The following is a 24,905-nucleotide window of genomic DNA, read 5'->3' as shown; positions in this document are numbered from 1 at the left end:
ATTGTTTGAGGAGTCTCCGTGAGCATCCGCACCGCCTTCGCCGCCATCCAAGCCCTCTCGCCCCGCGTCGCCGCCCACGCTGCACTGCCGCTGTTCCGGCGGGTCGGCCCCCGCCTCCCCGTGCACCCCAGGGACATGGCCACGCACGATGCCGCGCGGCGCGGCACCATCACCGTGCGCGGGCACCGCGTCACCACCTACGCGTGGGGCGACGGCGAGCGCCCAGTACTCCTCGTGCACGGATGGCGCGGACGGGCGTCGCAGTTCGCCCCGCTCATCCGGGAACTGCGGAGCGAAGGGCACAGCGTCGTCGCGTTCGACGCCCCCGCCAATGGCGACTCCCGCGGCCGACGCACCCACGTGCTCGACTACAGCGACGCCATCCGTCAGCTCGAGCGTCGCCACGGCGGCTTCGGCGCGATCGTCGCACACTCCTTCGGGCTGCCCTCGGCCGTGGCATCCGTCGTCGATGGCGTCGTCACCGATCGTGTCGTCGGAATTGCGGGCGTGGCCGAGCCAGCGCACCTTCTGCAGCAGTTCGGTCGGATGCTGGGCCTGAGCGCCGAGACCAAGTCGCATCTGAGGCGCCTCTTCGAACAGCGCGTGTTCCCACACCACCCGGGAATCGTCGACCGCTACTCGGCGCTGCTCAATCCGCTACCGCCGGAGGTACCCCTGCTGCTCACCCACGACCGGGGAGACACCGTGGTCGAGCCGTCACAGTCGGAGCAACTTCACGCCGTCCACGCGGGCCGGTCAACACTTGTGCTCACCGAGGGACTCGGGCACCGGCGCATCCTCTCGGCCGACGTGACGCTGGATGCCGTGATGTCATTCGTCTCCGGGGTGGACAGCCCGATGACCGAACACGTGCGCCTGCTCTGAGCCAACCCGCCCTCCTGTTGCGCGCACACCTTCTGGGGCATGGTGGACGGCATGAAGGCGCTCATCGCATCCGGTTCGGGTCGCTACGCCGACCCGTGGCATCCGTTCCCCCGCACCTCGCCCTTGATCGCCGAGGTACTGACGGCCGCCGGGTTCAGCGTCGAGATCGACGACGACGTGGATGCCGCGATGGCCCGGCTCGACGGCGTCGCGCTGCTCGTACTCAACGCGGGTGGGCCATCCGAGTCCGGACCGGGGACAACGCCGCAGCAGTCCATCGACGGCTTCGCCTCAGCGCTCGAGCGGGGCATCGGCATCCTCGCGGTGCACTGCGCGCTCTCGTCGATGCCCGACTACCCCGAGTGGGCGAGCACGGTCGGCGGAAGGTGGGTGCAGGACGTCTCGTGGCATCCCCCGATCGACACCGCCCACGTGACGGGGCTGGCCCTGCCCGACGGCACCCCGATCAGCGACTTCGACGTGTTCGACGAACGCTACCTGGCGCTCGAAGAGCTCGGGCCTCGGCACACGGTTGCCGAGCACCACCACGAGGGTGACACGGCGCCAGCGGCGTGGGTGCGCGAGGTGGGCGCGTCACGTGCCGCGGTCGACACGCTGGGGCACGACGAGAAGTCCTACGAGTCGGGGGGGGACGACGCGAGCTCATGACGCGGCTCGCACTGTGGGCCGCGCGGGCTTAGCGGGACGTCAGCCGCCGACGCGTCCGAGGTCGGATGCCGAGACATCCGTTCGGTGGAAGTTCAGGTGCGAGCGGCTCGCCGTCGGCCCCCGCTGCCCCAGGTAGCGCGAGAACGTGGCGCCCGAGCCGTAGGGGCGCTCGGCGGGCGAGGTGAGCTTGAAGAAGCAGAGCTGCCCGATCTTCATGCCCGGCCAGAGCTTGATCGGCAGGGTCGCGACGTTGCTCAGCTCGAGCGTGACGTGGCCCGAGAAGCCGGGGTCGACGAAGCCGGCGGTCGAGTGGGTGAGGAGGCCGAGGCGCCCGAGCGAGCTCTTGCCCTCGAGCCGGGCCGCAATGTCGTCGGGCAGCGTGACCTGCTCATACGTCGACCCGAGCACGAACTCGCCCGGGTGCAGGATGAAGGGCTTGTCGGCGTCGACCTCGAGCAGGCGGGTCAGCTCGGGCTGGTCCTCGGCGGGGTCGATGTAGGGGTACTTGTGGTTGTCGAAGAGGCGAAAGTAGCGGTCGAGCCGCACGTCGACGCTCGAGGGCTGCACCATCTCGGGTTCCGTGGGGGTGAGGCCGATGCGGCCCGAGGCGAGTTCAGCGTTGATGTCGCGGTCGGAGAGCAGCATGGAACCGAGACTACTGGACGGATGCTCGGGCGCGGTCGCGCGGTCCTCTCGGCCGCAGATGACCGACTTTCGGACAGATGACCGTGCCGCGGCGCAGTCATCTGTCCGAAAGGCAGTCATTCGTCGGGCGGGGCGCCCGGGGCGCTACCGCAGGGGTTTGGCGAGCACGAGCATCCGCAGGTCGTCGCGGAGCGGGATGCCGAAACGCTCGTCGCCGTAGGGGAACTCGCGGAACTCCCCCGTGCGGCCGTAGCCGCGTCGCTCGTAGAAGGCGATGAGGTCGGGACGCTGCTCGATCACCGTCATCTCCATGGCCGTGGCGCCCCACAGTTCCGTTGCTCGACGCTCGGCCTCGGCGAGGATCCGCTTGCCAAGACCCCCGCCCTGGCCGTCTGGCCGCACGGCAAACATGCCGAAGTAGGCCGCCCGCTCGCCCGCGCGCGTGATGTGGGCACAGCCGACGAGGGTGCCGTCCCGTTCCGCCAAGAGCACGACGCTGTCGGGCCGCGCGATGTCCTCCGCGAGCACCTCGGGGTCGATGCGCTGCCCCTCGAGCAGGTCGGCCTCGGTGGTCCAGCCCTGGCGACTCGCATCGCCGCGATAGGCGGAGGTCACGAGCTCCACGATCGCGGGAATGTCAGCGTCCATCGCAGTTCTGAAGAGCAGGTCGTTCACGATCCGAGGGTACTCGCTAGTATGGGAGCGTCCGGTTCGCCGGAAATGCGGATGTAGTTCAATGGTAGAACTTCAGCTTCCCAAGCTGATAGCGCGGGTTCGATTCCCGTCATCCGCTCAGTCAGGGCCTCCGCAGAGCATCGACCGCGCGTTCAGTCGGCGAGCACCGCAGCCAGGCGGCGTCGCGCGCGGATGTACGGCGCCGGGTCAATGACGAGCTCGCCGTCAACCTCCTGCAGGTCGCGGATTCCCTCGTCGCCGACCGTGATCGACATCGCCACAATGAGTCGCGCCTCCGTCTCACTGTCGTCATCGGGGAGGCGGGCCAGTTCGCGGTGGGAGTCGAGCCACGCGGCGATGACGGCGACGAGACGCTCGCGACTGTCGTGGGCGGCCCAGGACACGGCCGATGTCGTGCCCGGTTCGCGGGCGAACAGGGCGAGGCGCCGACGTGTGACCGCGTCATCCGTCTGGCCCCGCACTGATTCGGTCACGATGAGGGATGCCGCGACCACCAGGTCGTCGCTGTGGGTCGTCAGCAGTCGCTCGGTGAGCGCTGGATCGTATTCGAGGGGCGGCCCGAAGATGGCCTGGTCGAGCGAGGAGAAGTAGTTGAAGAAGGTGCTGCGCGAGACCATCGCCGCGTCGCAGATCTGCTCGACCGTGACACTCTTGATGCCGCCCTCGTAGGCGAAGTCGACGGCAGCTTTCTCTATCCGTCGTCGAGTGAGGCGCACCTTGCGCTCCCGCAGGCCCTCGGCCATGTGGACCTCCCTCGATCGCGTAAGTACACACGATACGTGACCGGGGCCGACACGCAATGGCCCGCCCCGGTCACGCTTCGACTACGCCTTGCGGGTGGTTGCAGCGCGGCGGAGCCGCACGGCCGTGAAGGCTGAAGGCGAGCAGCAGGGCGCCTGCTCCACTTCACTGAGCAGCGGTGCGGGCGAGGGGCGGTGCGCGAGGGTCAGTGCGTGTCGAAGAGCTCCTGGTAGGCCCTGACCGCCGAGATCGTCGCCGCGCGCTCCTCCGCGGTCGGGGCTGTCGGATCCTTCGCGATGGGCAGGGAGCCGAGCTTCATGAGTGCCGCCATGAGCAGCAGGCGCGCCTTGATCGCGGTGAGGTTCGACCCGGCGACCACGAGTGGAGTTGGGTCGGCAAAGCCCTCGGGGGCTCCGCGGCCGACACCGACCACGGGGATGCCGCTGAAGACGGCTCGTTCCAGGAGTGCTGCGGATGCCTTGGATGGCAGCCGTCCGTAGGGCACGAGCCCCTCGGTGACGATACCCCCGAGTCGGCGGAGGGCCAGCTTCTGCTCGATGATCGCCTGCAGTACCGGAAGGTCGTCAGCCGTGGCATCCCACTCCTCGTCGAAGTAGCCGCCCTCCTTGACGATTGAGACGGAGGGGATGGCGTGCTCGGTGATGCGACCCTCGGCATCCTTGACCTCCACCTCGACGAATCGCAGCGAGCCGTCGACCAGAGCTGCGGCCTTGACCGTGCTCGGCAGGACTGTGGTGCGCATCTCTGAGAGATAGGTGTGCTTGTAGGCGGGGAGGTAGGTGAGGTGGATGGCACCGGTGTGGGTTGTCTGCCCGATGATGCCGCCGTGGCCTCCAGTGGCACGGTAGTTGCCCGGCCGCGCGTCGGACTTGTAGACCTCCCGCGCCGCGAAGTACTGCTGCTCCTCGATCACGACCACGCCGCAGCGATTGCGGCCATCAGCGTCGGCCCAGCGACCCGACGCGATGAAGGAGACCGAATCGACGATGTTCTTGGGCCCGTCGGCGCTGATGAGGCCCTGCGGGCGCTGCGCCGAGTTGCCACAAATGGGGAGCGTCGTGTCAATGAGCAGGCTCATCCAGTACGCGGTCTCTTCCACCTGTGGGCTCCCCTGGGTCCAGATGAGGCCGTCGTAGTCGCCGGATGACGCGATCGCCTGCACATCGTTCGTGATCTTGGCGAGCGCGGGACGTGCCGGCACCGAGGAGAGGTGCACGGGCTTGTAGGCGTTGAAGTGTCGGCCACGAATCTCCGCTGGGATGTCACCCTCGCCGACATCGGTGCGCTTGGCTGCGGCAAGCCCCTTGCTGTAGCCGGCCGGAGGAGCGACCCGGTAGAAGTCGACGGTGGCGCGCGACGAGATCGCGCTCGCGGTGCCCCCCTCCTCGATGCCGAGGCGGTCGATTTCCTCGAAGCTCCACGAACCGTCTGGAAAGAAGCCCTGCCGCGCCGCGGATGCCGAACCGAGCGGCACCGCCATCTCCTCCTCCCAGGCGCTGCCGTCTGCCTGCACGGCCATATAGGGCAGCGGGTAGAAGCCGTCTTCGGGGCGGAGCTCGATCGCATACACGGGGGTGTCACCCTCCGCCGAAGGTTCATCGCGCACGACACCGTCGGTACCGACCCACCCATCCGGCGGGCCGTAGAGCTCAGCGGCATCCGCCTCCAAGGGGTGCGCCGAGAACTGTTCGACATACACGGTTGCCGGCAGGGCCAGCCGCTGGGATCGGAGCGCATCGAAACGCAACCGCTCCCCCGCCGCGTCGGTCAGCAGCGGAAGTCCGCGCTGCGAGCGCGCCTTGTTCGAGGTCACGAGGGGCGGCGTGTTCTGGATGGTTGCGGTCGGGCCGCTGAGGTGCGCGATGCGCGCTTTGGCCACGGTCATCGTGTCTCCTTCTGCAGGGATGCTTGCCCCTCGACGAGCACGTCGAGGGCTCCGGACGGTGGAAGGTCGAGTGCGCCGTCGGGCGGCGACGCGGGGCGGTGGAAGTGGAGGAGGGCGGCGCTCACGACCCCGACGAGTGCGGCAGCGCCTCCGACGACGAGGAAGGCCACGCTCAGGCTGGAGAGGGCCGCTACCGCGCCGAAGGCTGCCGGGCTCGCGAGGAGCGCTGCCTGGTTGCCAGCGGAACGCAGGCCCGACGCGATTCCCAGCTGCGTCGGCGGCACCTCGTCGGAGAGCAGCGTCAGCGAGAGCGGCTGGGCGAACCCGACGGCGAGCCCGTTGACGACGCCGATTGCGATGAGGAAGGTCATGTTCCCCGGTGCCACGGTGGCGAGCATGGCCGTCGTCGCTCCGATGACCACCACGAGGCCTGCGAAGAGCGGCACTCCGAGCACCCGCAGCCAGGGGGCGAAGAACGGGCGAGCCCCGAATCCGGCGAGCGCGCTCGCGCTGATGACAAGCCCGATCTGCCACTGCTCCAGCCCGGCACCGTGCAGCAGGAGCGGCTGCCATGCCGAGCGGATGTCGTGCAGCATGAGGGCCGTGAAGCTCAGCAACACGGCGATGACGACTGGGCGGTTCTTCAGGAGGGCGGCGGCCTCGGCGTACGGCCTGATGATCGGGATGCCACGGCCTTGGCGTTGCACGGTCGAGCGGGGCGCCGCGGCGATGGCCACGATGAGGAGCGCGAGGGAGAGCGTTGCGTAGGCGGAGTAGGCGACGACATAGCCGCCGAGACTCTGCAGCGCGCCGCCAACCGCCGGGCCCACCATCTGGCCGAACGACACGAACACGGTGAAGGTCGCGATGCGTCGGGCTCGATCGTCGCGCGAGAGGCCCCCCGTCGCGCTGGTGATGGATGCCTGCAGGCTCACCCACACGCAGAGCGTTCCCAGGCCGAGGAGCACCTGGCTGATGACGACGGTGGTCAGGTCGGGGATGACCATGAGGGCGCCGCCAGTCAACATGAGCGAGCCGCCCGCGATCAGCAGCGGCCTGCCGCCCCAGCTGTCCACGAAGCCGCCGATGAGCACGGCCAGCACGGTGGGGAAGATGGAGAAGGATGCGAGCGCGATGCTCGCATCGACCTCCGTGCCACCGAGACTCAGCACATACGTGCCGACGAGCGGTCGCATCATCGAGTGGGCGGTCCAGTAGAAGACGCCGAGGGCCGCGAAGACCGCGGCCCCGGCGCCGTGACGACGTGCCACGTGATCAGGCGATGAGCGCGGCCGCCGCGACGGGGGGCCACATCTCGATCAGGTCACCCGAGTCGAGCACCGCCCCGAACATCCCGCGCACGTTGTTGATCGTGCCCTGGTGCAGCTCCGGCGAGTACGCGGCGCAGCAGTCGGGCACGAGGGCGACGTTGTAGTCGAGGAAGAGGCCGTCGCGCAGCGTGGACTCGACGCAGACGTTGGTCGCGACCCCCGTCAGCAGGATCGTCTTGACCCCGGCCGTGCGCAACACCATGTCGAGGTCGGTGCCGGCGAATGCGGAGTAGCGATGCTTGTTGACGACGAGCTCCCCCTCCTCCGGCGCGACGACGTAGAACTCGGCACCCCACGTGCCGGTGCGGCAGTTCGGGTCGTACTCAGGCGTATCCATGTCTCCCATGCGCGTGTTCCACACCTCGGAGTCGACGCTGAGGTCGTGCGTCGTCTGGATGAAGACGATCGGCATACCGACGGCCCGCGCCTCGTCGAGGAGCGCCTGCAGACGGGGAACCATTTCGACGGCAGCTGAGACGTCGTGCCCCTTGCGGGCGGAGACTCCCTCAGGGTGGCAGAAGTCGTTCTGCACATCGACGACGATCAGGGCGGTGGTTGCGGGAGCGAATCGCTCTGCGGAGTAGCTGGTCATGTCGGTTTCTCCTCTTCTGGGGTTCAGCAGTCGCCGGTGAACTTCGTGGTGGCGACGGTGTCGTAGGACTGCGGCACGTCGGAGTCGTCGAGGATCTTGCCGGCGCGCGCGACCTTGAGGTTCGTCTCGATCGCCTCGGTGGAGAGGCAGCTGCCGTCCCAGAGCAGGTCGGCGTAGGTGCGGTCGAGCGTTGCCTGCAGCACCTCGGGGTCGAGCGTGGGGAACTCGGTCTTGGCGAGTTCGAAGGCGTACTCGGGGTCGCCTTCGATGAGCTCCTGGCCCTTCATGAGCGCGTCGACGAAGCGCTGCACGAGTTCAGGGTTCTCATCGATGGTCTTCTCGGGCACGACGATCGACGAGTAGGCGTAGGGGCCGAGTTCCTGCGGCACGTTGAGGAAGGGCTCCGACCACAGTCCCTGCGAGACGCCCATCCCCAGCTGCGGGTCGGCGACGACGGCGATCTCAGCGGATCCCGCCGACATCGCGGCCGGGATGGCGGAGGAGTCCTCCAGCTCCTGGAGCACCGTGTCGGCATCCGGGTCGATGCCGTTCTCAATCAGGATGTGGCGAAGGATCGCGTTGGGGGTGCCGCCGTGACGACCCCCGACGATGGTCTTGCCGGCGAAGTAGTCGCCGAGATCGTCGCCCGCTGCGGGCTCCTCGCCCTCGGGGGCGACGAAGTAGACGTTGCCGCGGTTGACGACGTTGACGACGCCCTTGAGGCTGGCGCCCTTCACGTTCGCGACGGCACCGGACTCGACACCGCCGATGAAGCCGAACACCTCGCCGGAGAGCACCGAGTTGACGTGGCCACCGCCCGTGAGCGTGGTCACCTCCACGGTGATGCCGACGTCTTCGAACGCGCCGCTGTCGATGGCGGCGTAGAGCGGCAGGTACCCGACGCCGTGCACCGGCTCCGCGATCGTGAGGGTGACGTGTTCGTCACCGTTCGCGCTGGGAGCCCCGCCCGCGGGGGCGGTGCAGCCGGTGAGGCCGAGGGCGGTCAGGGCAAGGGCGGCGCCGACGCTGGGGAGGGCGAACTTCTTGTGAGTCACGTGATTCCTTTCGTGGAACGCGGATGCAGGGTGTTGGGTGCGGGATGGGGCAGGACAGTCGAGCGGATGCTTCGGGGCTCACGCCCGCGCGTGCATCAGTTGCTGTGCACGACGCCCTTGATGAGCCAGCGCTCGAGCAGCGAGACGACGACGTACAGGAGCGCGGAGAGGAGGGCGAGCGTGAACACGCCAACCCAGATGAGGGCGATGTCGTAGGTGGAGCCGGCGTATTGGATCATGCGCCCGAGGCCTTCCCGTGAACCGATGTACTCGCCGACGACCGCACCCGTGAGCGCGAGGCCGATCGCGATGCGGAGGCTCGAGATGACCCACGGGATGACGGAGGGGAACACGGCCTTCTGGAAGACCTGCCACTTGGATGCGCCGAGCGAGTACAGGAGGGTGATCAGGTCCTTGTCGACGGCACGGACTGCCGTGTAGGTGTTCAGGATCTGGATCACGATCACGATGGCCGTCGCCATGGCGATCTTCGAGGAGATACCGATGCCGAGGACCAGCACGATGATGGGGGCGAGCGCGAGCTTCGGCATGGCCTCGAAGGCGATCACCATGGGCTCCGCGACGAGGGCGTAGGTGCGTGACCACCAGAACGAGAGGCCGATGCTCACACCTCCGATGACGCCGATGAGGAAGCCGGCGATCGTCGACCCGAAGGTGAATCGTGCGTTGACGAAGAGGTCGCCGTTCTGGATCGTGATGAGCGCGGTGTCCCAGATGCGGCTCGGCTGGCTCCAGAAGAAGGTGTCGATCCAGCCGGCCCTGGCACCAATCTCCCAGAGGGCGAAGACGGCCACGACGACCCCGATGCGCAGGGTGTTCACCCACCACGAGGCCGGTTCCTTGGTGCTGCGCCGCCGTCGCGCCGCCAGGACGGGCGCCTTGCGGAGCTCAGAGAGCCTGCTGAGGGCCTGCTCCGTGCCGGGCGCCAGCTGTGGCGCGTTGGGCATCCGGACCGCTGTTTCAGTCATCTTCAGTCCTCCACGACGATGCGGCCGCCGACACGGTGCGCGCTGTTCAGGTACTCGCGCGCCTCGGCCTTCAGCGCGACGAACTCGGGACTCGTGGAGATCGAGCTGTGCCTGGGCCTCGGCAGCGTGATGGGCATCTCCGCGACGATGCGCCCGGGGCGGGCGGACATCACGAAGACGCGGTCGGACAGGTAGATCGCCTCGTCGATGTCGTGCGTCACGAACAGCACCGTCTTCTGGAAGTCGTCCCAGAGGTCGAGCAGCCACTCCTGCATGTGCTCACGGGTCTGCGCGTCAAGAGCACCGAAGGGCTCGTCGAGCAGGATGATGTCGCGGTTAAAAAGGATCGTGCGCAGGAGGGCCGCCCGCTGCTTCATGCCGCCGGAGAGCTGGCTGGGGTAGCGGTCCATGAAGCTGCCGAGGCCGTAGGTCTCGAGGAGGGGCTTCGCGATCGCGTATGCCTCCTTCTTCTTGACGCCGCCGATCTCGAGGCCGAGCACGACGTTGTCGAGCACCGTGCGCCAGGGGAGCAGCATGTCTTTCTGCAGCATGTACCCGACGAGCCCCTGCTGGCCGTTGCGCTCCACGCCGTCCACGACGATGCTCCCGGAGGAGGGCTCGTCAAGGCCGGCGATGAGGTTGAAGAGCGTCGACTTGCCGCAACCACTCGGACCGATCAGGGAGATGAACTCGCCCTCGCGCACCTGAAGGTTGGCGCCCACGAGTGCCTCCACGAGCGAGCCGTCCGGGCTCTGGAAGTAGCGCGAGACATCGTCGACGACAAGCTGGGCGGACGGTGGACTCATCGCATCCATGGGCGGAAGCGCTGGCGAGGGTGCAATAGTCACGCGGGACCTCCAATGAAGGATCTATAATCTATAGACCCCATAGAACAGGGCGAATGTTTCCGGCGCTGGTGCCGTTTCGTGAACAGAGTGTTTCGGCCTAGACGGAAGACAACGGCTCGAGAAAGAGCGAGGGAGCACGATGACGCAGCTCGACGCAGCCCCACCCCGCACCGCCCACGTCTGGGTGCGAGAACGACTGCGCCAAGACATCCTGAGCGGCGTCTACCGACCCGGCCACCCGCTCAAGCAGACCGAACTCGCCGCCCAACTGCGGGTCAGCGTCACCCCCGTGCGCGAGGCGATGCGAGACCTCGCAACAGAGGGCCTCGTCGTCGTCGACCCCCAGCGGGTGGCCCGCGTGCGCAACCTCGACCCCAAGGAGGCGCGGGAGGTCAACGAGATCCGGCTGCTGCTCGAGCCCCTCGCGGCGAAGCTCGCCGCGACCCATGCGTCGCCGGAGAACGTGGCAGCGATCAGAGCGCTCGCCGAGGAGTCAGTCGCCGCAGAGACGGAGGTCGAGTGGCTCGACGCCAACCGTCGCTTCCACATGGCCGTCATCGAGAGTGCGCGGGCGTCCCTCCTGGTGAACATCCTCACGAACCTGCGACAGATCTCCTCCATCTATCTCGCCGCGGCGGTGCGCACGAATGACGGCGTGCGCGAGAAGAGCAAGCAGGAGCACCTCGCACTCGCGGCGGCGATCGCGGCTGGCGACGGTGACGAGGCGGCGCGACTCATCCGCGACCACCTGTTCCCCCACGACGTGCTGACCACGGTCGCAGAGGACCATGTAAAAAATTCTTGACACGCGCCGCAAAGAGGCGCATGCTGTCCGATGTAAAGAAAGTTAGACATCCGGAGGGCATCGTGGGCTACATCGAACGCAACACCTGGGCACAGATGATCGCCAGCCTCGGCGGCGGCATCATGTACTTCGCGATCGTGCTGCCACAGCTCGCGACGCGACCCATCGACGAGATCGGCTGGATCGCGCCCATGCTGTGGACGATCGGCGGCGCCATCGTCGTGTCGATCGCCGTGAGCATCCTGTGGGGGATCGTCGCGGGCATGGTGAACCGCGACGACGCATCCGCCTCCGACCAACGCGACCGCGAGATCGGATGGCTCGGCGACCGGGTCGGGCAGGCGTTCCTGGTGCTCGGCGGGGTTGGGGCGCTCGCCCTCGTGATGCTCGATGCCCACCGGTTCTGGATAGGCAATGCGCTCTTCCTGGGGTTCCTGCTCTCAGCCCTTCTCGGCGGCCTCGCCCGCCTCATCGCCTACCGGCGGGGCTTCTGATGGGCGGCAAGCCGACCCGGGTGACCAACCGCATCCGGGCACTTCGCGCCGACAACGACGACATGACGCAGGCCGAACTCGCCCGCCGCGTCGGCGTCACCCGGCAGACCCTCATCGCGATTGAGCAGGGCAAGTATTCGCCCTCGCTTGAGCTCGCCTTCCAGATCTCCCGCGTCTTCGGCGTAGGACTCGACGACGTATTCCAGTACCCGACAAGCACGGAGGACTAGCAATGAATGCCCAGGCCACCACCCCCACCACCATGACCGCCTGGGCACAGTCCCAGTACGGCGGCCCCGAAACAGTCGCGAGCCGAACGGTGCAGGTCCCCGCGCCGGGCAAGGGCGAAGTGCTGCTCTGGGTGCGCGCGACGAGCATCAACGCCGGCGACATCCGCCTCATGCGCGGCGACCCCATGTTGGTGCGGGCCGTCTTCGGGCTGCGCCGCCCCCGCGTGCCCGTTCGGGGCATGGATGTCGCGGGCACGGTCGTCTCGATCGGGCCCGGCGTTGACGGCTGGAGTGTGGGCGACGAGGTCGTCGGCGAACTCCCGGGCGGCGGCCTCGCCCCCTACGTCATCGCCCCGGCCAAGCGGCTGGTGCGGAGGCCGGACGCGGTATCCCCGCCCCTCGCCTCGACGCTGCCCATCGCGGGCGGCACCGCCTGGCAGGCACTCGAGAGCGCCGGAGTGCGGACCGGGTCGCGAGTGCTCGTGATCGGGGCATCCGGCGGCGTCGGCACCTTTGCGGTGCAACTCGCAGCCCTGCGCGGGGCGGAGGTGTGGGCGCTGTGCAGCCCCCGCAACAGCGCCCTCGTCGAGTCGCTCGGCGCCACGCGCACCTTCGACTCCCGCGGCGCCGACCTCGCCACCTTCGACGCCGCGAGCTTCGACCAGATCATCGACATCGTCGGCACGACACCCCTGCCGACACTGCAGCGGCTGCTGCGTGAGGGCGGCGCGCTCTCAATGGTCGCCGGAACCGGCGGTCGCGTGCTCGGGCCGATCGGGCGCATCCTGCAGGCGGGCGTGCGGTCGATCGGGTCATCGCGCAAGTTGAAATCTCTCACCGCAATGCCGAAGCAGGCGGTGCTTGCCGAGCTCGTGCAGCTCGTCGCCGACGGCACGCTCACGCCCGTGATCGAGCGGGAGTGCCGGATGCCCGAAGCGGTCGATGCCCTCAGGCATGTGGATGCCGGGCACACGGTCGGCAAGGTGGTCGTGCTGGCGGAGTGAGGCTGGGGGCGCCGCCGGAAGGCGGCGGGTCAGCGCTCGCTACAGGTTCTGGCCACGCGCTACTGAAACGTCAGCCGCGGAACGCAGAAACCTGGAGCGCTGGGGGCTCACGCCGGTCGCCTCGGCTACGCGCGGCTCCCCGGCTCCTGAGGGGGATCATCCGTCGCCAGCGCGACCGCGTGCAGCACCTGCGCGACCGAGGGCACGCCCGTCGCGCGCCGCACCTCTGCACCATCGGGCGAGCGGATGATCACGGTCGGCGTCGCCACGATGCTGTCGCGCTCCGCCAGGTCGGGGTGTGCGGCGATGTCGCGCTCGACGAGTGACAGTTGCGGAAGCATCCGCTCGACGTGGTGCAACACCGTGCGGGTCTGGCGGCAGGCGGCGCAGAAGCTGGACGTGTACAACTCGAGCTGCACCCCCTGCGCCGAATGGTCCATAGTTCGACCGTACGCCAGGCCACGTCGACGGGGTCACCGCGACTACGGAGAAACGGCGACACGCCGCCGGATCTGACCGGCCGTCTCGGCGTGTCGCCAAATCTCCGAAGTTGCGGTGGAGACCCGCCAGTTCAAATCAGATCAGGCCAGCTCACTCACCAACTGCTCGATGCGGGCGCGGATGTCGTCGCGGATCGGGCGCACCGCATCCAGTCCCTGCCCGGCCGGGTCGTCGAGCTCCCAGTCCTCGTAGCGCTTGCCGGGGAAGATGGGGCAGACATCGCCGCAGCCCATCGTGATGACGACATCCGACTCCTGTACGGCATCCGTCGTCAGCACCTTGGGTTGTTCGCCGGCGATGTCGATGCCGAGTTCCGCCATCGCCTCGACCGCGGTCGGGTTGATCTGGTCGGCCGGCATCGACCCGGCGGAGCGCACCTCGATGCGGTCGCCGCCGAGGTGGCGCAGGAAGCCCGCGGCCATCTGGGAGCGGCCCGCGTTGTGCACGCAGACGAAGAGGACGGAGGGCTTTGCGGTCATGCGGATGCTCCTTGCTGGGTGGACGAGGCGGTGGATGGCACGGCGTACGGGTCGGTGTTGAACCATTTGCGGGCGAGCCAGAGCGACACATAAACGAGGCCGACGAGCACGGGCACCTCGATGAGTGGCCCGACAACCCCGGCGAGCGCCTGGCCGGAGGTGGCACCGAAGGTGCCGATGGCGACCGCGATGGCGAGTTCGAAGTTGTTGCCGGCCGCCGTGAAGGCGAGCGTGGACGAGCGCGCGTAGCCGAGATTCAGTGCGCGACCCGCGAGCAACCCCACGAACCACATGACGGCGAAGTAGGCGAGGAGGGGCAGGGCAATGCGTGCGACATCCGCTGGCCGCGACGTGACCTGCTCACCCTGCAGCGCGAAGAGCAGCACGATCGTGAAGAGCAGGCCGTACAGCGCCCACGGGCCGATACGGGGCACGAACTTCGCCTCGTACCATTCGCGGCCCTTGCGGCGTTCCCCGATGAAGCGGGACGCGAACCCGGCCAGGAGGGGGATGCCGAGGAAGATGAGCACGTTGACGGCGATCTCGCCCATCGAGATGTCGAGCCCCTGCGTGTTAAGCCCCAGCCAGCCGGGCAGCACGGCGAGGTAGAACCAGCCCAGCACCGAGAACGCGAGCACCTGGAACACCGAGTTGATCGCCACCAGCACGGCGGCGGCCTCACGGTCTCCGCAGGCGAGGTCGTTCCAGATGACGACCATGGCGATGCAGCGGGCGAGCCCCACGATGATGAGACCGGTGCGGTAGTCGGGCAGGTCGGGCAGCAGCAGCCAGGCGAGCGCGAACATGAGGGCGGGGCCGACGAGCCAGTTGAGCACGAGCGACGACACGAGCAGCCTTTTGTCACCCGTGACGGCAGCCACCCTGTCGTAGCGCACCTTCGCCAGCACCGGGTACATCATCACGAGTAGGCCGAGGGCAATGGGCACCGAGATGCCACCGATCTCGAATGCGGCGAGCAGCTCCGACAGTCCAGGCACGAAACGCCCCAGCACGACCCCACCGACCATCGCGAGGCCGATCCAGAGGGGCAGCCAGCGGTCGAGCGTCGACATGCGACGAGCAGCGGATGCCACGGGCGAGGGCTGCGTCGCGACGCTCACGCGTTCACGCCCACTGGCGCGCCGGGGCGGAGGCCAATCTGGAGTGTGGCCGGAGCGCAGCATCCGCCCGCCGCCGTCTCGCCGAGGTCGCCGGAACCGCCGCAGACCCCCGTCTCGGGCAGCACGAGTTCGTTGCGTTCGGCGGCCTCCCGGTCGCCCGCGAGGTGCGCGACGACGCTGCGCACCTGCTCGTAGCCCGTCAGGGCGAGGAAGGTGGGAGCCCGGCCGTAGCTCTTGGCGCCCACGATGAAGAATCCCGGTTCGGGCTGGGCGAGCTGCCGCGCGCCCGTCGCCGCGACCGTGCCGCAGGAGTGGATGTTGGGGTCGATCTCGTCGGCGATGCCCGCGACCGCCTCGAGCGCCGGGTCGAGGTCGATGCGCAACTCCGAGAGGATGCTCGTGTCTGGGCGGAATCCGGTGAGCGCGTAGACGTGGTCGACGTCCGCGATCTCGCGGCCATCCTCCGAGACGACGGTCACGCTGTCGCTCGCGGTGCGGAACTCGGCCACCCGGAACCCCGTCACGAGGGTGACGAGGCCAGCGTCCACGAGCTCGCGGGCACGCGCACCAAGCGCGGCGCGCTCCGGGAGCCCATCGGCGCCACCGCCGCCGAAGACATTCCCTGCGCTGCCACGGCGCAGCGCCCACGTCACCCGTGTGCCGGGCGCCTTCCGGGCGAGCTCGGCGAGCCGCAGCACCGCGTGGATGGCCGAGTGCCCCGCGCCGACGACAAGCAGGTGACGGCCGGCGCACTCGGAGACATCATCCGGAATCCGGTAGGAGACGCGGCGATTGCCCGGCTCCCCCAGCGCGGGGAGACCGTCGGCACCCGCCGGGGCGGGGCGCTGCCAGGTGCCGCTCGCGTCGATGACGGCTCGGGCGAGCATCCGTTGCTCGGAGCCATCTGGGCCGACCGTGTGCACGACGAAGGGTTGGGCGGCGCGACCGCGGTCGGCGACCTTGTCGCGACCGAGGCGGCTCACTCCCGTGACCCGGGTTCCGAAACGGATGCGGTCACCCAGCGCGTTCGCGAGGGGAACGAGGTACTCGCTGGCCCACTTCGCGCCGGTCGGGTAGCCGCTCGCGGGGGCCGTCCAGCCTGTCGCTTCGAGCATCCTTTGCGACGCCGCATCGACGAGCTCGGGCCAGGCCGAGAACATGCGCACGTGACCCCACTCCCTTACGGCAGCCCCGGCCGTCGCGCCGCGCTCGAGCACGATCACGTCGAGGCCGCGCTCGCTCAGGTGCGCCGCGGCGGCGAGGCCCTGTGGGCCGGCTCCGATGACGATGACGGGGTGCTGCGACATCCGCTCTCCTCAGATTGAGAAACTTCAATACGACGACTGTGGGGTATCTATCGAAGAATGTCAATACGTGGGATGATGGTGGCATGACCCTGCCCGCCACTGTCACCGATGCCGCCTGCTGCACCACCGGCGCAGCGCCAGCCATCAGCGTCGACGAAGCCGAGCGCATCGCCCGCGTCTTCAAGGCGCTCGGCGACCCCACGCGCATTCGGCTGCTCTCCCTCATCGCCGCCGGCGAGCGCGGCGAGGCCTGCGTCTGCGACCTGACCGAACCCGTCGGCCTCTCGCAGGGCACCGTCTCGCACCACATGAAGCTGCTGACGGATGCCGGGCTCGTCACCCGCGAACAGCGTGGACGGTGGGCCTACTACGCCATCACCGAGGGGGCGCTGGAGGCCGCGGCCAACGCCCTGCGATTGGTCTAGCCGTTCGCCTCTCCCCGAGGTTCAGGTAGCTATCGAGGTACGCGTCGACAGCATCCGAAGATGTCCGAGTCGCCCTGCTGCCTCAACCCAGCGCAACTTCGGAGATTTGGCGACACGCCGCAGGATCGAGTCCGCCCGCCCGGCGTGTCGCCAAATCTCCGAAGTTGCGTTGGCACGAAGACACCGCTCCATGCCCCGGCCGAGGATCAGACCCGATCGGCAGCAGACGAGCGGATGCCGCGGCTCACCGTGCGGCGTTTGGCTCCGGGGACCCCATCACGCGTTCGGCGAGATCGCACGCGCCAGGCTCCATCGCGCCGATGACTTTGTCGGCAACCCCGGCGAGCGCCGCCTTCTCGTCGTCACTGAGCAGGTCGAAGAAGAGGCTGCGCAGTGCGGCCCTGTGGTCGGGCAGGGCTGCGGAGACGGCGTCGCGTCCCGCATCCGTCAGTTCGATCCAGGTGCCGCGCAGGTCGGTCTCGCATTCGCGGCGGCGGATGAGGCCGCGCGATTCCATGCGGCGCACCTGGTGTGAGAGGCGACTCTTCTCCCAGCCCATGAGCAGGGCCATATCGCCGCTGCGCAGGGCGTTGCCCTCGGCGCTCGCGAGCGTGGACAGCACTTCGAAGTCGGGGCTCGAGATCGAAGCATCTGCCTGCAGTCGCTCCTCGAGGGCAGCGTGAAGCTGGCGTTGCATGACCTGCAGGCCACGCCACGCCATCCATTCGCTGTCGTCGATCTCGGATGCTGCGGCCATGATTCGACAATTGTACCGCTTAGTTGACGCGTCAACCAGTAGGAGTTATTGTTGACGCGTCACCAAATGGTGGCCAACAGCTTTTCACGAAGGGACTTCAATGTCAGACCTCAAGATCGGCATCATCGTCGGCAGCACCCGCCCGGGCCGCCTCGGCCGCATGGTGGGCGACTGGGTCGAGGCGAACGCCGCGGCCGAGGGCGTCGAGTTCGAGCTCGTCGACCTGCACGACTACAAGCTGCCGCTCCTCGAAGAGGCCTACCCCGCTGGCGCCGGCAACTACCAGGGCGACGCGGCGAACGCCTGGGCCTCGAAGATCGGTGAGTTCGACGGCTACCTCTTCGTCACGGGCGAGTACAACCACTCGATCCCCGGCGCGCTCAAGAACGCGCTCGACTACGTCAACGCCGAGTGGAACAACAAGGCCGCCGGCATCGTGAGCTACGGCTCCATGGGCGGCGTTCGCGCCGGCGAGCACCTCCGCCAGGTGCTCGGCGAGCTGCAGATGGCCGACGTGCGTCAGCACGTCATGTTCTCCCTCTTCACCGACTTCTCCGGCATGGCCGAGGGTGCCCCCTCCTTCACGCCCGCCGAGAACAAGGCCGAGGAGCTGCAGACGCAGGTCAGCCAGGTCGTCGCGTGGGCCAACGCCCTCCGTTCTGTGCGCGTCTCGCAGGAGACCATCGCGGCGTAACCCGCTGCAGGAATTCGGATGCCCGTCCAGCGAGTCGCTGGGCGGGCATCCGTCGTTCGTGGCGCTCGTTACCGTTGCGCGATCACGCGCCCGCGCTCGGGGATCAACTTCGGCACGAGCCTCACCATGACGACCATCCCGATCAGTTCGACGAGGGTTTGCGTGACGACGGCGAGCGGGGCGAGCGCGAACGCCGGGGGGAGGGAAAGCGCGAGCGGCAGGACGACGAGCGAGTTTCGCGTGACCACGCCGAAGGTGGCGGCACGGGCGCGAGCGGCATCGAGTCGCACGACCCGAGACACCGTCACGCCCACGACGATCATCACCACGAGGAACACGACATACAGCGGCACCAGGCGCAGCGCCGTGACCGCCTCCTGCCCAAGCGCCGCCACCTGCGAGGCGATCACGACGCAGAGGGTGAGCATCATGAGCGGCACCATCGCCGCCGCCATCGACACCTCGACCGTCCGCCCGGCCCGGTGCCGCCGTGCGACCGCCTGCACGAGCGCCGCGGCCGCGAGCGGCAGCACGATTAGCACCAAGAACGCTTCCACGAACGGCGCAGGGTCGATGTGCCGCACGAGGTCCGGCCCGGCGAACAGCAGCAGATAGGCCGGGAGCAGCAGCAACTGCAGCAGCATCAGCAGCGGGGTCGCCGCGAGCAGCCGCGCCCGGTCACCGCCCGCGAGCCCGGTGAAGACGATGACGTAGTCGACGCAGGGGGTGAGCAGCACCAGCAGCACGCCGACCAGCAGGCCCCGATCATCCGTCACGAAGCGTGACAGCGCAAACGCGACGATCGGCACGACCAAGAAGTTCACGCCGACGACGACGCCGAGAAAGCGGATGTCACGGAGCGAGCGTGCAATCTCCACCAGCGGCACCGCGAGAAACGTGGCAAACAGCAGCAGCGAGAGCACGGGGGTCGTCGCCGCTTCGAGAATCGGCGCGCCGCCGGGGAGCAGCGCCCCGACCGCGACCCCCGCCGCCATGGCACCCAAGTAGAGGGGAACCTGTCGCGCGTCGAGCCACCCCGTCATGAGGCCAGCCTGCCACGGAGCCGCACGCCGACAGCGCGGCGCTTCTCAATCAGCGCGGCCGAGTGTTCAGGCGCGCTGATGAGAAAACACCGCACGGTTAGCGCAGCGGATGCCGCGGCCCATGGCGTGACTACGCCCCGAGCTCCCGCAATCCGCCGAGCGCCTCGGCGAGGCACTCGGCAACGTCGCGATCGTCGCCGGCGACCGCCCACCAGGAGAGGGCCTCCATGATCGCGGTTTGCACGGCCGCGCCCACGGCAGAGGCCGCAAGACTCGGCGTGGCCTCCCCCCGCCTGCGCGCGACGAAGTCAACGAGCGCCTCCCGCCATCCCTCGAACGTGGCGGACTGCGACGCGCGCAACTCAGGGGAGAGCACGATGAGTCGCAGGCGGGCGCGCAGGATGCTGACATCACCGGAGTCGCGCCCGAAGACACCGAGGACCGCCGAGTAGAGCGCGTCGATGGTGCTGAAGTGGTCGTCAACCTGGTCGAGCGCTTCCTTCAGCGCCTCGATTGAGCTTTCTATGCCACCCCAGACGATGTCGGCCTTCGCCGGGAAATAACGGTGCAGTGTGCGAACGCTCACCCCGACGGCCTCGGCGAGCGCCGCCATGGAGACGTCTCCGTAGCCGAGGCGCTCGATCTCCGTGAGGGCGAGGGCGCGCAGTTCCTCGATATCAGCCAGCGGTGGGCGTCCCCGCCGGGGCGTTCGAGTCGTCATTGCCCCACGGTAACGCTTGTCCCGGCAACCTTTATGGCATAGCCTGCCATAACTGTTCACTGCGCCAAGGAGGTCGCTATGTCCTTTCCCTTCCCCGATGTCTCCAACCGACCGATCACCGAACTTCTCTCGCTCGCGGGCCGCTCCGCCCTCGTGACGGGCGCCGCTCAGGGCCTCGGCTACGCGATCGCCGAGCGTCTCGCTGAAGCCGGTGCCAATGTGGCCGTCGCCGATCTGAAGGCGGATGCCGCCGCCGCGGCCGCTGCGAAGCTGGCCGACAAGTACGGGGTGAAGGCCGTCGGCATCGCGATGGACGTCTCGGACGAGGCCTCCGTCATCACCGGCACCGACGACACAATCGCCGCCTTGGGTGGACTGAACGTGTGGGTCAACAACGCGGGCCTGTTCCCGGCCATGCCCACGACCGAGATGCCGCTCGAAGTATGGGAGCAGGTGTTCTCGGTCAACAGTCGTGGGGTGTTCCTCGGCTCCCGTGAGGCCGCCAAGCGCATGACCGGCACGGGTGGCGTCATCGTCAACATCGTGTCGACCGCGGGCTTCCAGGTCGCCGGGCCGGGCATGGCCGCCTACATCGCGTCGAAGCACGCTGTCGTGGGAATGACCAAGTCGATGGCGAACGACTTCGCCCCGCTCGGCATCCGCGTGCTCGGGGTTGCGCCCAGCTACGTGCCCACCGAGGGCAACATCGCCATGGCGCAGGAGATGATGGCGCAGGCCGCAGCGGCCGGCATCGAACTGCCCCCGATGGATGTCATGAACCAGAGCCTCATCGGCCGCACGGGAACTCCGGATGACATCGCCCGTGTCGCCCTCTTCGCCGCGAGCGACCTTTCCATGATCATGACCGGCAGCGTGCTGCTCGCCGACGCCGGCGAAACGATCTGAGCCCCCGATGACTGAACAGTTCGATGTGATCGTCGTCGGCTACGGCGATGCAGGCGCCGCAGCCGCAATCGAGGCGGCCGACCGGGGCGCTCGCGTGCTCGTGCTCGACCGCGCCTACGGCGGCGGTGCCAGCGCGCTCTCGGGCGGCGTCGTCTACGCGGGCGGCGGCACAGCGCAACAGCGCGAGGCCGGCTACAACGACAGCCCAGACAACCTCTATAACTACCTCGTACAAGAGGTGGGCGACGCCGTCGACGACGCGACCCTTCGGCGCTTCTGCGAGGAGAGCCCCGCCATGATTCCGTGGCTCGAAAAGCAGGGGGCGCAGTTCCGCTCGAGCGTTGCGCCCTACAAGACCTCCTACCCGACCGACCGGCACTACCTCTACTTCTCTGGCAACGAGAAGGCCCACCCCTATCGACTCACCGCTGAGCCGGCACCGCGCGGACACCGCACGGTCGCCAAGGGACTCGCCTCAGGCAAGGCCCTCTGGACACACCTCAGCCGCTCCGCTCAAGCCAAGGGCGTCACGTTTGTGCCCCTCGCGAAGGTGACCGATCTCGTCATCGAGAACGGTGCCGTCGCGGGCGTCACCTACCGAGTACTCGACCAGAAGCATCCGAAAGCCGCACAGCACCGCGCGATGACCAAACGCACCGCCAAGATCGGCAACTGGGCACCCGACCTCGTGAAGGGCACCACCGACAAGATCGAGAAGATCTGGCGGGAAGGCTCGGAGGAACGCACGGCACGGGCATCCGCCGTCATCCTCGCCGCGGGCGGCTTCATCTACAACAAGGAGTGGATCGCCGAGCACGCGCCTCAGTTCACCAAGATCTCGCCGCTCGGCACGCCCGCAGACGATGGCAGTGGCATCCGTCTCGGTATGTCGGCCGGCGGTGCCGTCGACAAGATGGGCAACGTGACGGCGTGGCGGTTCCTGTCACCGCCCAGCGCCTTCGTCGAGGGTGTCACGGTCGGGCTCGACGGGCGTCGGATCAAGAACGAAGACCTCTACGGCGCCACCCACGGCAACGTGCTCATGCGGGAGTTCGGCGGCAAAGGTTGGGCGGTCTACGACTCCGCGAACTGGAAGAAGGCGCGAGGCCAGTTCTTTTCGCAGACCCAGATCTTCCACAAGCTTCAGGCGCTCTTCACCTTCACGCTCGGGCATAAACGCGCCCGCACGCTTGAGGCGCTCGCAGCAAAGATGGGGGTGGATGCCGCGGGCCTCCGTCGCACCGTCGACGAATACAACGCCGGCATCACCTCAGGAGCGGGCGACCCCGCCCACAAGGAAGCCGAACTCTGCATGCCTGTCACCAAGGCGCCCTTCTACGGCGTTAACATCTCCGACGACGCCTCGCCGTTCTCGCCCATCCCCGGCCTGACGCTCGGTGGCCTCGTCGTCGACGGTGACAGCGGCACGGTGAAGCGCGCCGACGGAAGCCTCATTCCAGGGCTGTACGCCGCCGGCCGCAACGCCGTCGGGGTGTGCTCGAACAGCTACATCAGCGGCTTCGCGCTCGCCGACTGCATCTTCAGCGGCCGTCGGGCGGGCAGGCACGCAGCAGAACTCGCCAGCACCGGGAAGGTCATCACCGACTGAGGCAACCACGCCGACAGTGCGGTGTTTCTCAATCAGCGCGGCCGAATATTCGGGCGCGCTGATGAGAAACCACCGCACTGTTGACACGGATGCCGCAGCTCCTGCCTACGCGGTGGGCACCGCCGTGTCGGCGACCGCCGCGACCTCATCGATCTCGGCGTCAGTGAGCGGGGCATCCGTGCGACGTCCGCTGATGAACAGCGTGAGCACGGCCGAGCCGAGCGCCACGATGCCCGGCGCAGCATCCCCACTCGCGGAGTGCCGTGGTCGACGAGATTGAGCAGCATCCATCGCCCGGAAAGTCGTCGACGCGGCCAGCGGCCTCAACGCAACCTCGGAGAATCGGCGACACGCCGGACTGGAGCCGCGTTCCCACGGCGTGTCCGCCAAAACTCCGAGTTTGCGTTGGCGCGCCACCCCACTCGGGTGCCCCGCGCCCTTCTCAGCCCTCGGCTCGGTGCCCCGAGCACGTTCAACCCACAGGGTCCCGCGCATGACTGGGTTTCGGGCAGATGATCGTGCCGCGGCATGCTCATCTGCCCGAAACCCAGTCATCCGGCGCGACGCCCTACCCCACCGGCAGCAGGAACCTTTCGAAGAACTCGGGGAGAGAACCCGCCGCCTCAAGCGGCAGCACGTGTGCCACGTACTGGTCGGGGCGCACGACCACGATGCATCCGTCGCGGGAGATCACGCGGATGTCGTAGATGTCGGGCCCGCCAACGACCGACGTGAACGCCTTCTCGTAGTCGGTGAGCCCGTAGCGACCCTTGCTCGGAGCGAGCAGCGCGGGCAGGTCACTGACGTCGACCTCGTGGTGCGACTGCTGCAGCACGCCCCGCACGTCGAACACGTCATCGACGTCGGCGCCGGCGGGCGTGAACCGGGGCAGCAACGTCGACGCGAGCACCCCGCACGCCGCGGCGAGCGCCGACTCAGGCGAGCGGATGTCGCGGGCATCCCCGAACAGGTACAGCCGCCAACGCCCGTCCGCGCGCGCGGCATGACCGAGCTGCACGTGCTTGCCGTCGGCCACCTGTACGACGGGTGAGGAGTGGAAGCGTTCCCCGAGGGGCAGGCCGGTCGCGAGCTGGCCGCGGGCATCACCCGACGTGAGGAGTGACGGCGCATACTTGGTGCCGAAACCCGCCGTGTAGCGACCCTGCTCAGAGAACTGTTGTTGCAGCGCCTCCGGGGTGACCCCTGTCGCGCCCGCCTGGGCGCTCATCATGCCGGCCCATTTGCGGTCAAAGTCGATGAGGTCTTGCGCGACGCCGCGGCGCTCCTCCTCGTAGGTGCCCAGCAGCGATTCAGGCGCCTGACCGCGCAGCACGGCCGCGAGCTTCCAACCGAGATTGAAGGTGTCTTGCATCGACACGTTCATGCCCTGGCCCGCCTTGGGGCTGTGCGTGTGGCACGCGTCGCCCGCCACGAACACGTTGGGCAGGCCGCCCGTCTGCGCCGAGTTGTCGAAGGCCTCCGCGACGCGCTGCCCGATCTCGTAGACCGACCACCACACGACTTCCTTGACGTCGAGGTCGTGCGGCGCGAGCACGCGACGCGCTGCCGCGATCAGGTCGTCGGCCGTGATGTTGCGGTCGCGCGCCCGCTCACCCTCCGCCAGCTCGTCGAGCTCGATGTAGAAGCGCACGAGGTAGCCGCCCTCGCGCGGGATGATCAGCATGTTGCCGTGCTCCGCCGACTGCACGACCGCCTTGAACCGGATGTCGGGAAAGTCCGTCGTCAGCAGCGCGTCCATGACGCCCCACGCCTGGTTCGCGGAGTCTCCCCGCAGTTCAGCGCCGAAGGAGCGACGCACGGTGCTGCGCGCGCCGTCGCATCCGACCACATACTTGGCGCGAACAACGGATGTCGCACCCTCGGCATCCCGAATCGTCGCGTGCACGGGGTGCGAGTCGCCGGGCACCTGCTCGAGGCTGACGAGTTCGGTGCCGTAATGCGGCGCGAGGCGTGCCGGCCCGTTCGCCATGCTGTCGGTGAGGAACTCGTGGATGCGCGCCTGGTTGAGGATGACGTGCGGCATCTCCGAGAGGCCGTCTTCGACATCCCGCACCCGGCCATTGCGCACGATGCGGCTGGGATCGGCCGGGTCGGGTCGCCAGAAGACGACCTCGTTGACCCAGTACGACTCCTCGAGCACCTGGTGCGCGAAACCGAATGCCTCGAACATCTCGATCGTGCGGCAGGCGACCCCGTCGGCCTGGCCGAGCTCGAGCGGGCCGGGGCGTTTGTCGATCAGCATCGTGGTGATCTCGGGGAACTGGGCGAGCGACGCCCCGAGCACGAGCCCCGCCGGTCCGCCGCCGACGACGAGCACGTCGACAGCGCCATCGTCACGCGCAGCATCGCCTGGAGCTGGCTGCACGTGTGGATCGCCCGCGTAATAGCCATTCAAATAGAACTGCATCGATGCCCATCCTTCGTCTGCGGG

The 24,905-nt window shown here is 68.3% G+C and carries 28 protein-coding genes and 1 tRNA gene; 11 read left to right on the top strand and 18 right to left on the bottom strand.

The features are described from left to right. Positions 1-18: 18 nt before the first annotated feature. Both ACIQK7_RS05520 and ACIQK7_RS05515 read left to right on the top strand, forming a co-directional pair. Entirely contained in the window at positions 19-885 is an 867-nt protein-coding gene (locus tag ACIQK7_RS05520; protein ID WP_403022051.1) for an alpha/beta hydrolase, read from the top strand. Between the two features lie 39 nt (positions 886-924). Beyond that, entirely contained in the window at positions 925-1,554 is a 630-nt protein-coding gene (locus ACIQK7_RS05515; RefSeq protein ID WP_403022049.1) for a ThuA domain-containing protein, read from the top strand. 39 nt (positions 1,555-1,593) lie between these two features. On the opposite strand, the gene dcd is transcribed toward ACIQK7_RS05515, so the two are convergent. Together dcd and ACIQK7_RS05505 are read right to left on the bottom strand one after the other, a co-directional pair. Continuing rightward, complete coding sequence (gene dcd / locus ACIQK7_RS05510; protein WP_325209907.1) at positions 1,594-2,199, bottom strand: dCTP deaminase; 606 nt, start codon at positions 2,197-2,199, stop codon at positions 1,594-1,596. Between the two features lie 144 nt (positions 2,200-2,343). After that, on the bottom strand, positions 2,344-2,874 hold the full coding sequence (locus tag ACIQK7_RS05505; RefSeq protein ID WP_403022047.1) for a GNAT family N-acetyltransferase: 531 nt from the start codon (positions 2,872-2,874) through the stop codon (positions 2,344-2,346). Positions 2,875-2,921: 47 nt separating this feature from the next. On the opposite strand from ACIQK7_RS05505, the gene ACIQK7_RS05500 reads away from it, so the two are divergent. Further along, positions 2,922-2,992: transfer RNA gene (locus ACIQK7_RS05500), tRNA-Gly, on the top strand. Between the two features lie 34 nt (positions 2,993-3,026). Here the strand turns inward: ACIQK7_RS05500 and ACIQK7_RS05495 are convergent. From ACIQK7_RS05495 to ACIQK7_RS05465, 7 genes are all read right to left on the bottom strand, one after another. After that, positions 3,027-3,638 (bottom strand): TetR/AcrR family transcriptional regulator, encoded by a 612-nt coding sequence (locus ACIQK7_RS05495; RefSeq protein ID WP_403022045.1) that lies wholly within the window; start codon positions 3,636-3,638, stop codon positions 3,027-3,029. 203 nt (positions 3,639-3,841) lie between these two features. Continuing rightward, positions 3,842-5,542 (bottom strand): asparaginase domain-containing protein, encoded by a 1,701-nt coding sequence (locus tag ACIQK7_RS05490; RefSeq protein WP_403022043.1) that lies wholly within the window; start codon positions 5,540-5,542, stop codon positions 3,842-3,844. After that, positions 5,539-6,813, bottom strand: coding sequence for an MFS transporter (locus tag ACIQK7_RS05485; RefSeq protein WP_403022041.1), 1,275 nt, complete (start codon positions 6,811-6,813; stop codon positions 5,539-5,541). Before ACIQK7_RS05485 ends, ACIQK7_RS05490 begins: the two co-directional genes overlap by 4 nt. Before the next feature lie 4 nt (positions 6,814-6,817). Further along, a complete protein-coding gene (locus tag ACIQK7_RS05480) occupies positions 6,818-7,465 on the bottom strand; it encodes a cysteine hydrolase family protein (protein ID WP_403022039.1) in 648 nt (215 codons plus the stop codon). 23 nt (positions 7,466-7,488) lie between these two features. Continuing rightward, a complete protein-coding gene (locus ACIQK7_RS05475; RefSeq protein WP_403022037.1) occupies positions 7,489-8,520 on the bottom strand; it encodes an ABC transporter substrate-binding protein in 1,032 nt (343 codons plus the stop codon). A gap of 95 nt (positions 8,521-8,615) precedes the next feature. Continuing rightward, positions 8,616-9,509: an ABC transporter permease gene (locus tag ACIQK7_RS05470; RefSeq protein ID WP_403022035.1), complete on the bottom strand. Its 894-nt coding sequence runs from the start codon at positions 9,507-9,509 to the stop codon at positions 8,616-8,618. Positions 9,510-9,511: 2 nt separating this feature from the next. Beyond that, the gene (locus tag ACIQK7_RS05465) at positions 9,512-10,357 is read right to left on the bottom strand and encodes an ABC transporter ATP-binding protein (RefSeq protein WP_403022034.1); all 846 of its coding nucleotides are present in this window, start codon (positions 10,355-10,357) and stop codon (positions 9,512-9,514) included. Between the two features lie 139 nt (positions 10,358-10,496). Between ACIQK7_RS05465 and ACIQK7_RS05460 the strand changes: the two genes are divergently transcribed. Genes ACIQK7_RS05460 through ACIQK7_RS05445 form a run of 4 tightly spaced genes read left to right on the top strand, consistent with a single transcriptional unit; the run spans position 10,497 to position 12,890 of the window. Then, entirely contained in the window at positions 10,497-11,162 is a 666-nt protein-coding gene (locus ACIQK7_RS05460) for a GntR family transcriptional regulator (protein WP_403022032.1), read from the top strand. A gap of 20 nt (positions 11,163-11,182) precedes the next feature. After that, on the top strand, positions 11,183-11,656 hold the full coding sequence (locus ACIQK7_RS05455) for a hypothetical protein (protein ID WP_403022030.1): 474 nt from the start codon (positions 11,183-11,185) through the stop codon (positions 11,654-11,656). Further along, complete coding sequence (locus tag ACIQK7_RS05450; protein WP_403022028.1) at positions 11,656-11,886, top strand: helix-turn-helix transcriptional regulator; 231 nt, start codon at positions 11,656-11,658, stop codon at positions 11,884-11,886. Before ACIQK7_RS05455 ends, ACIQK7_RS05450 begins: the two co-directional genes overlap by 1 nt. A 2-nt stretch (positions 11,887-11,888) precedes the next feature. Then, positions 11,889-12,890 (top strand): NAD(P)-dependent alcohol dehydrogenase, encoded by a 1,002-nt coding sequence (locus ACIQK7_RS05445; protein WP_403022027.1) that lies wholly within the window; start codon positions 11,889-11,891, stop codon positions 12,888-12,890. A gap of 125 nt (positions 12,891-13,015) precedes the next feature. On the opposite strand, the gene ACIQK7_RS05440 is transcribed toward ACIQK7_RS05445, so the two are convergent. From ACIQK7_RS05440 to ACIQK7_RS05425, 4 genes are all read right to left on the bottom strand, one after another. Then, the gene (locus tag ACIQK7_RS05440) at positions 13,016-13,330 is read right to left on the bottom strand and encodes a thioredoxin family protein (protein WP_403022026.1); all 315 of its coding nucleotides are present in this window, start codon (positions 13,328-13,330) and stop codon (positions 13,016-13,018) included. 141 nt (positions 13,331-13,471) lie between these two features. Further along, positions 13,472-13,870: an arsenate reductase ArsC gene (locus tag ACIQK7_RS05435; protein ID WP_403022025.1), complete on the bottom strand. Its 399-nt coding sequence runs from the start codon at positions 13,868-13,870 to the stop codon at positions 13,472-13,474. Then, on the bottom strand, positions 13,867-14,943 hold the full coding sequence (arsB, locus tag ACIQK7_RS05430; RefSeq protein WP_403023991.1) for an ACR3 family arsenite efflux transporter: 1,077 nt from the start codon (positions 14,941-14,943) through the stop codon (positions 13,867-13,869). Before arsB ends, ACIQK7_RS05435 begins: the two co-directional genes overlap by 4 nt. Before the next feature lie 44 nt (positions 14,944-14,987). After that, positions 14,988-16,298 carry an FAD-dependent oxidoreductase gene (locus tag ACIQK7_RS05425; protein WP_403022023.1) on the bottom strand — a complete coding sequence of 437 codons (1,311 nt, stop codon included), beginning with the start codon at positions 16,296-16,298 and terminating at the stop codon, positions 14,988-14,990. Between the two features lie 83 nt (positions 16,299-16,381). Between ACIQK7_RS05425 and ACIQK7_RS05420 the strand changes: the two genes are divergently transcribed. Further along, positions 16,382-16,723 carry an ArsR/SmtB family transcription factor gene (locus ACIQK7_RS05420; protein WP_403022021.1) on the top strand — a complete coding sequence of 114 codons (342 nt, stop codon included), beginning with the start codon at positions 16,382-16,384 and terminating at the stop codon, positions 16,721-16,723. A 244-nt stretch (positions 16,724-16,967) separates the two neighbouring features. Here ACIQK7_RS05420 and ACIQK7_RS05415 read toward each other — a convergent pair whose 3' ends face one another. After that, positions 16,968-17,480: a MarR family winged helix-turn-helix transcriptional regulator gene (locus ACIQK7_RS05415; RefSeq protein ID WP_403022019.1), complete on the bottom strand. Its 513-nt coding sequence runs from the start codon at positions 17,478-17,480 to the stop codon at positions 16,968-16,970. Positions 17,481-17,580: 100 nt separating this feature from the next. On the opposite strand from ACIQK7_RS05415, the gene ACIQK7_RS05410 reads away from it, so the two are divergent. Next, positions 17,581-18,174: an NADPH-dependent FMN reductase gene (locus ACIQK7_RS05410; RefSeq protein WP_403022017.1), complete on the top strand. Its 594-nt coding sequence runs from the start codon at positions 17,581-17,583 to the stop codon at positions 18,172-18,174. A 68-nt stretch (positions 18,175-18,242) separates the two neighbouring features. On the opposite strand, the gene ACIQK7_RS05405 is transcribed toward ACIQK7_RS05410, so the two are convergent. Together ACIQK7_RS05405 and ACIQK7_RS05400 are read right to left on the bottom strand one after the other, a co-directional pair. After that, positions 18,243-19,217 carry a bile acid:sodium symporter gene (locus tag ACIQK7_RS05405; protein WP_403022015.1) on the bottom strand — a complete coding sequence of 325 codons (975 nt, stop codon included), beginning with the start codon at positions 19,215-19,217 and terminating at the stop codon, positions 18,243-18,245. A 130-nt stretch (positions 19,218-19,347) separates the two neighbouring features. Then, positions 19,348-19,938 (bottom strand): TetR family transcriptional regulator, encoded by a 591-nt coding sequence (locus ACIQK7_RS05400; protein WP_325209885.1) that lies wholly within the window; start codon positions 19,936-19,938, stop codon positions 19,348-19,350. A gap of 78 nt (positions 19,939-20,016) precedes the next feature. Between ACIQK7_RS05400 and ACIQK7_RS05395 the strand changes: the two genes are divergently transcribed. Together ACIQK7_RS05395 and ACIQK7_RS05390 are read left to right on the top strand one after the other, a co-directional pair. After that, the gene (locus ACIQK7_RS05395; protein ID WP_403022012.1) at positions 20,017-20,844 is read left to right on the top strand and encodes an SDR family NAD(P)-dependent oxidoreductase; all 828 of its coding nucleotides are present in this window, start codon (positions 20,017-20,019) and stop codon (positions 20,842-20,844) included. Positions 20,845-20,851: 7 nt separating this feature from the next. Then, a complete protein-coding gene (locus ACIQK7_RS05390; protein ID WP_403022010.1) occupies positions 20,852-22,453 on the top strand; it encodes an FAD-binding protein in 1,602 nt (533 codons plus the stop codon). Positions 22,454-22,558: 105 nt separating this feature from the next. Here the strand turns inward: ACIQK7_RS05390 and ACIQK7_RS05385 are convergent, their stop codons facing one another. Continuing rightward, positions 22,559-22,744 (bottom strand): hypothetical protein, encoded by a 186-nt coding sequence (locus ACIQK7_RS05385; RefSeq protein ID WP_403022008.1) that lies wholly within the window; start codon positions 22,742-22,744, stop codon positions 22,559-22,561. A gap of 277 nt (positions 22,745-23,021) precedes the next feature. Further along, positions 23,022-24,881, bottom strand: a complete 1,860-nt coding sequence (locus ACIQK7_RS05380; RefSeq protein ID WP_403022006.1) for an FAD-dependent monooxygenase — start codon at positions 24,879-24,881, stop codon at positions 23,022-23,024. Positions 24,882-24,905: the final 24 nt, after the last annotated feature.

Source organism: Salinibacterium sp. GXW1014, from assembly GCF_044769865.1.
Taxonomy (GTDB): domain Bacteria; phylum Actinomycetota; class Actinomycetes; order Actinomycetales; family Microbacteriaceae; genus Homoserinimonas.
The sequence above is the reverse complement of the archived record's forward strand: the minus strand, read 5'-3'. Positions and strand labels throughout refer to the sequence as shown.